General features: G+C 55.5%; 6 protein-coding genes. 3 read left to right on the top strand and 3 right to left on the bottom strand.

Annotated elements, in window-relative coordinates; genetic code table 11:
* The coding region (locus C5O24_RS14320) for a hypothetical protein (RefSeq protein ID WP_205961092.1) at positions 1–205 on the top strand (205 nt) is incomplete at its 5' end.
* Positions 206–235: 30 nt separating this feature from the next.
* Here the strand turns inward: C5O24_RS14320 and C5O24_RS10500 are convergent.
* Positions 236–1,237, bottom strand: a complete 1,002-nt coding sequence (locus C5O24_RS10500) for an alpha/beta hydrolase (protein WP_161553885.1) — start codon at positions 1,235–1,237, stop codon at positions 236–238.
* 235 nt (positions 1,238–1,472) lie between these two features.
* A complete protein-coding gene (locus tag C5O24_RS10495) occupies positions 1,473–2,123 on the bottom strand; it encodes a DUF1349 domain-containing protein (RefSeq protein ID WP_107034932.1) in 651 nt (216 codons plus the stop codon).
* Between the two features lie 142 nt (positions 2,124–2,265).
* Between C5O24_RS10495 and C5O24_RS10490 the strand changes: the two genes are divergently transcribed.
* A complete protein-coding gene (locus tag C5O24_RS10490) occupies positions 2,266–3,006 on the top strand; it encodes a response regulator transcription factor (protein ID WP_107034931.1) in 741 nt (246 codons plus the stop codon).
* Positions 3,007–3,175: 169 nt separating this feature from the next.
* Positions 3,176–4,726 carry an MGH1-like glycoside hydrolase domain-containing protein gene (locus C5O24_RS10485; RefSeq protein ID WP_107034930.1) on the top strand — a complete coding sequence of 517 codons (1,551 nt, stop codon included), beginning with the start codon at positions 3,176–3,178 and terminating at the stop codon, positions 4,724–4,726.
* 151 nt (positions 4,727–4,877) lie between these two features.
* On the opposite strand, the gene C5O24_RS10480 is transcribed toward C5O24_RS10485, so the two are convergent.
* Positions 4,878–5,230 (bottom strand): HipA domain-containing protein (locus C5O24_RS10480; protein ID WP_133165533.1); only part of this gene is annotated, 353 nt, incomplete at its 5' end.

Here is a 5,230-nt window from a genome sequence, read left to right as displayed (position 1 = left end):
CTTTCTATCCCCTCAAAGGTCTTTTCGGGCGATTTTCGTCAGGTTTCATCGGTCACGATGCCCGCATCGCTTCCTCCTCAACTCACGCAAATCTATCCGAGTATCGGTCTATAGCGGCGCAGGGATGGACAACATGCGTCGGATCACCCGCCGCCATAGCGTGAAGATGGCATATCTGATCACTACCAAGAACCAGAACGACTGACGCCGGCCGACAGTCTACCGCCACGCGTCACTATTTTTCAGTAAGGAAAGTGGATGTGGCGTCCACTGCCATCTCAAAGGCGCGCGGCTGGCCGGGAACGGTGATGAACAGATGTACGGCGGAGGGCAGGATGCTGTGGCAGACCTCCACGCCCGCCTCCCGAAGCCGAGAGGCCATGTCGACAGCCTGATCGCGGAGTATGTCGCGGCCGGCGCTGACCATCATCACCGGCGGGAGCTGCACAAGCGTTTCGGAGGCCGCACAGAAGGGCGACAGGAGCGGATCGCGCGCGTCGGCTTCTCCGGCGTATGCCTCGTTGAAAGCTTCCATAATCTGACTGTCGAGTCCGTAGCCCGATCCGTAGGCCTTCCAAGACTCAGAGCCATCGCTCCACGCCTTTACGACCGGATAGAACAGAACGAGAGAGCGCAGCGCATCGGCCGGGAGCCGTGCGCCGCCTGCCGACCGTCCGGAAACTATGGCGAGAGCCGCCGACAGAGCGAGGTTGCCGCCGGCACTGTCGCCGCCAAGCGATATGCGCCCGGTGTCGAACCCATAGGTCCCGGCATTGGCCAAAGCGAAGCCTACTGCCTCAAGCGAGGCATCGAGCGCGTGAGGAAATGGATAGCGCGGCGCGAGCGGATAATCAACAGCCAGCACGGCCACACCAGCCCGGCGCGACAGCTCGGCACAAAACCGCGCGCAACTGTTGATGCTGCCGAAACACCAGCCGCCGCCATGCAGATAGATCAGCACCGGAAGCCGGGCACTGCCGGATGACGCGGGTCGATAAAGGCGGTAGATTTCCGAAATATCGGTGGCAACTACATCGGCGGGGATCATCGGCGGCGCATTGCGCGACGCTCTGACAGCCTCGAGCGCAGCATCATCGCCTGCCATGGCACGTCTGACGGCCTCTTCCTGACGTTTCTGAAGTCCCTCGGGCAACGAGCGCAAAAAAGCATCGGCCTCACGGGCCAGAACGGTGTCGACACTCAACGTATCGGCGCAGGCGGGGCGTGATGCCGCCATACTGACGGCTGAAGAGACGGAAATAGCTGCAGCGATGGCCAACAGATATGCAGAAAATTTTCGGGGCATAGGCGTCAATATAGATTAGAGCGGCAAAGATAGGCAAAAACCTCAGAACTATCGACACCCGGCAGACAGACGTTGAAAACCGCAATGACAGCGCCCACTGTGACCAGGGCAAAAATTCATGGCGCAGTGTGACAGAATAGTCGCCTTTCACATTGCGCCATGAGGGTTATTCGGCATTGTTTTTCAGCCACTCCGTACGGATCTTGTCGGGCAAATGCGTCACCTTGAAACCGGAGAATGTGGCGTTGAATCCATCACCGTCGGGACTGGCCGCGAACATTCCGATCTTCATGGGGCGGCAGGATTCCATCCACGCATTGCGCATCATGTGATATTCCTTGTCGTCAAATGAATAGAAAATTTCCACAGCATCAAGCCGACGCACAGCCTTGATCCATATCGCCTCTACCGGACGATCAAGAGCGATGACACTCCAGTCGGATGTGCGATGGGTGACTACAGTGCTGAGATTATACTTTCCATCGACATACTCTATCCCAGCCTTGATATAGTTCTCGTGGTCGATACGCAACATCAGTCCGGCCTGATCGAAACGCACCTTATAGTCGCCCGTGACCTTCACTTTGGCCTCGAATTCGCCTCCGTATTCGGCATAATAGAACGGAGCGTCGTCGACTGTAAAACCATAATGGGAGATTCTCCAGCAGTCGCTTCCGGGCGTCACCGCCATGGTGAGATCGTTGCCGGATATGTGCCATTGCGACGGCTCGTTGAACCAGTTCATTTTCTCAAGCGTCTGTGCCGAAGCCGGCTGAAAAGGGAGCATTGCAAGCAATGCGAGCAGTTTCGTTTTCATATAAGCAACTCTCCAAAATTAGTTGATATTATCCAACTCATCAATAGCCCGTGGCTTCATGATAACCATGTTTATTGTTAACTTTGCAAAGTTAATACGCGAATAAACAGACTGCAATGGCTAAAAATAACCATTTTTACTTATGGAACGACCATTGAAGCAACTTGACCGGCTGCTGCGTCAGTCACCGGCCGAACGCCACGAAAACTTGTTTGAAGCAGCCATGGCGCAGGCGCGGTCATTGGCCACTCTGGAAAATGTCGTGGCGGTGATCAGCGACATGACAAGGAACGAGAGCCGCATCATAGCGGGCGGCTTTGCCAAAACACTCGGACTGGATGGGTATGAACATGAGAATTCAATCTGGGAGAGCCGAATACTGTCGATGATGACCGAAGAGCAGCAGGAGGCAAAGGTGATAGCCGAGCTGCGGTTTTATCACCTCATGCGACATCTGCCCAAAGCGCGACGGCAACAGCACTGCCTGATCAGCCGGCTGCGCATGCACACCCCCGACGACAGATGGGTGGATGTGATGCACAGGATGTATTATGTCCATGATCCGGCGTGTGACAATGTGCTGTATGCGATATGCCTCTACGGGCCGATGATGTTTGACTTCAAGGGGAGCAGCTATATGGTGGACATGACCACCGGCATCCGCGAAGAGCTGTCGGCGGAGGCCAACGGCGCTGTGCTCAGCCGCCGCGAGCGTCAGGTGCTGTCGATGATCGATGAAGGGATGAAGAGCGTGGAGATAGCCCGGAGGCTCAATATAAGCGTCCACACCGTAAGCCGTCACCGTCAGGAAATATTGGCCAAACTTCAGGTTAAGAACTCGATCGAGGCTTGTCGCCGGGCAAAAGCCATGAAGCTGATATGAGCGACGGATTGGTGTGTTAACGATGCGACTAAATCAGCAAAGTAACTCTTAAAAGCTACACGCCATCGTCTGAAAGCAAAAATCACTCGAACAAATCTCAAAAATCACTCGCAGCTGATTTTTGCAAGTTACTTATTTTGTATATTTTTGTGGAAAATCTCAAAAGACCATGATACGATCATCCATACTTCGCTTTGTCGCCATGACGTTTTTCGGCGTGTTTGCTTCCGTGGCATCCGCCCAGTGGAATACCGTGCCGCCCGACGCCGTGGTGCCCGACTGGCGGTCGGAAGTGCCTATTGCCGTACACCCCGACACCTCGCTTGTGAATCTCTACGAACGCGCATGGGAGATCGCTTCGGGACGCGTGCGCCGCGGCCCCGAGGGGATGGTGGCGTCGCCATATCTCGACGAGAACTGCTATGACGACCAGATATGGATCTGGGACGGATGCTTCATGGTGATGTTCTCCAAATACGCCCCGAATGCGTTCCCGGGCAAGGAAACACTGATGAATTACTACGCACCCATCCACGACGGCGCCCCGAGTCCGCTGCGCATACATCTGCGCGACAATCCCCCGCTGTTTGCATGGGTAGAGAAGGAGAACTATCTGTTTACGGGCGACACAGCCCAGATCGACATGGTGGTCCGCGACAAACGCTATCTGCAGAAGCACTATGACTATTTCAACTCGCTCCAGTGCGGCGAGCGCAACGACGAGCTTTCGACGCAGCCGATCAGAATCACCGTGCGCCGCGACTCTCTCGGAGAGATCATAGGCTATTCATGGCACGGAGGAGCCTCCGGCATGGACAACACTCCACGCGGCCGCGACTGCGGAGGCTATCAGGGAGCATTGTGGATCGACGCCATAAGCCAGCAGGCTCTGGCGGCCACCAACATAGCCGAACTGTGCCGTCTGCGCGGCGACACTGCTCAGGCTTCGGCGTGGCAGAAGGAGTTCGAGCGGCTCCGCAAGGTGGTCAACGACCGCTACTGGGATGAACGCGACGGCTATTACTACGATGTGAATCTTGCCACTGGCGAGCCCTCGCGCGTGATGACTCCGGCATCGTTCTGGGCCATGCTGGCCGGCATTCCCGACTCGACACAGGCATCAAGAATGGTGGAACGTCTGCGGTCGGAAGCATTCATGGGCGGTGAAAGGCCATGGAACTCGCTTTCGCGATCGGATCAGGACTTCGATTCGGTGACCGGCAACTACTGGCGCGGCGGCATCTGGCTGCCGATCGTCTACATGGGATCGAAGGCTCTCGAACGCTACGGCTATTGCGAGCTGGCCGACTCTCTGGCCGAGAGAGTGGTGAGAATGCAGGCACGGATCTATGAGCAGACCGAACCCCACACAATATGGGAGTGCTACAGCCCGGTAGCCGACGGGCCTTCGACGGAACACGGCCACCGTGTGCGTCAGGAATTCTGCGGATGGTCGGCCCTGGGCCCGATATCGCTTTTTATCGAAAACATAATGGGCTTCCGCAAAGCCGACGCACTCAGCCGCACTCTGACATGGGACATCAAGGCCTCAAACGGCACTCACGGGCTGCGACGCCTGCGGTTTGGCGACGTGGAGACATCACTTGTCTACGACGCCCCCACCAATTCTATTGCAGTGAGCGCCAACCGACCCTATACCCTCGTGGCCCGCGGCCGAAGCATACCCGTAGCCGCCGGCGAGAGCACCATCAGCCTCTAAGCGCTACCTCGACACTGCATCGGGATCGGGAGAAAGAGCCCTATGATTCCCACAACAAACGCAGGAGACTGTGTCAATCACAAGGTTCAATAATTTTCCATTCGGTCTATGAGCTAAGAAAGATTTGAACCCGACGGGGATTCCGACTCTTTTACAGCAGTCCTAAACGTGCTGACATTGTGTTAAGTTTTTCCCGATAAGCCGTCATCATATCCTTCGGCAAAAAGGATTCCTCGATGAGGGCATACCACTTAGGCAATGTCTTGGCAAACTTCTTGAAAAGCTTTTCGATGGCTTTTTCATCCATTCCGCTGTCAAGCATTGCCTTTTCAAAGTCAGCTCTTTTTATCTTTTTTTTCTTGCCATTCAGAGTCAGTGCCAGCTCCTCATCATCTTCAGGCATCACGATTGAGGTGGACAGGAGGTCATAGGCAGGAGTCAGCATATAGTTGTCTGCCGGACGGTAAAGTGAGAAGTTCTTCAGGTGCATGTCGGCATTACCCG

The sequence above is a fragment of the Paramuribaculum intestinale genome, from assembly GCF_003024925.1.
Classification (GTDB): Bacteria; Bacteroidota; Bacteroidia; order Bacteroidales; family Muribaculaceae; genus Paramuribaculum; species Paramuribaculum intestinale.
This window is presented reverse-complemented; position numbering and strand designations above follow the sequence as displayed.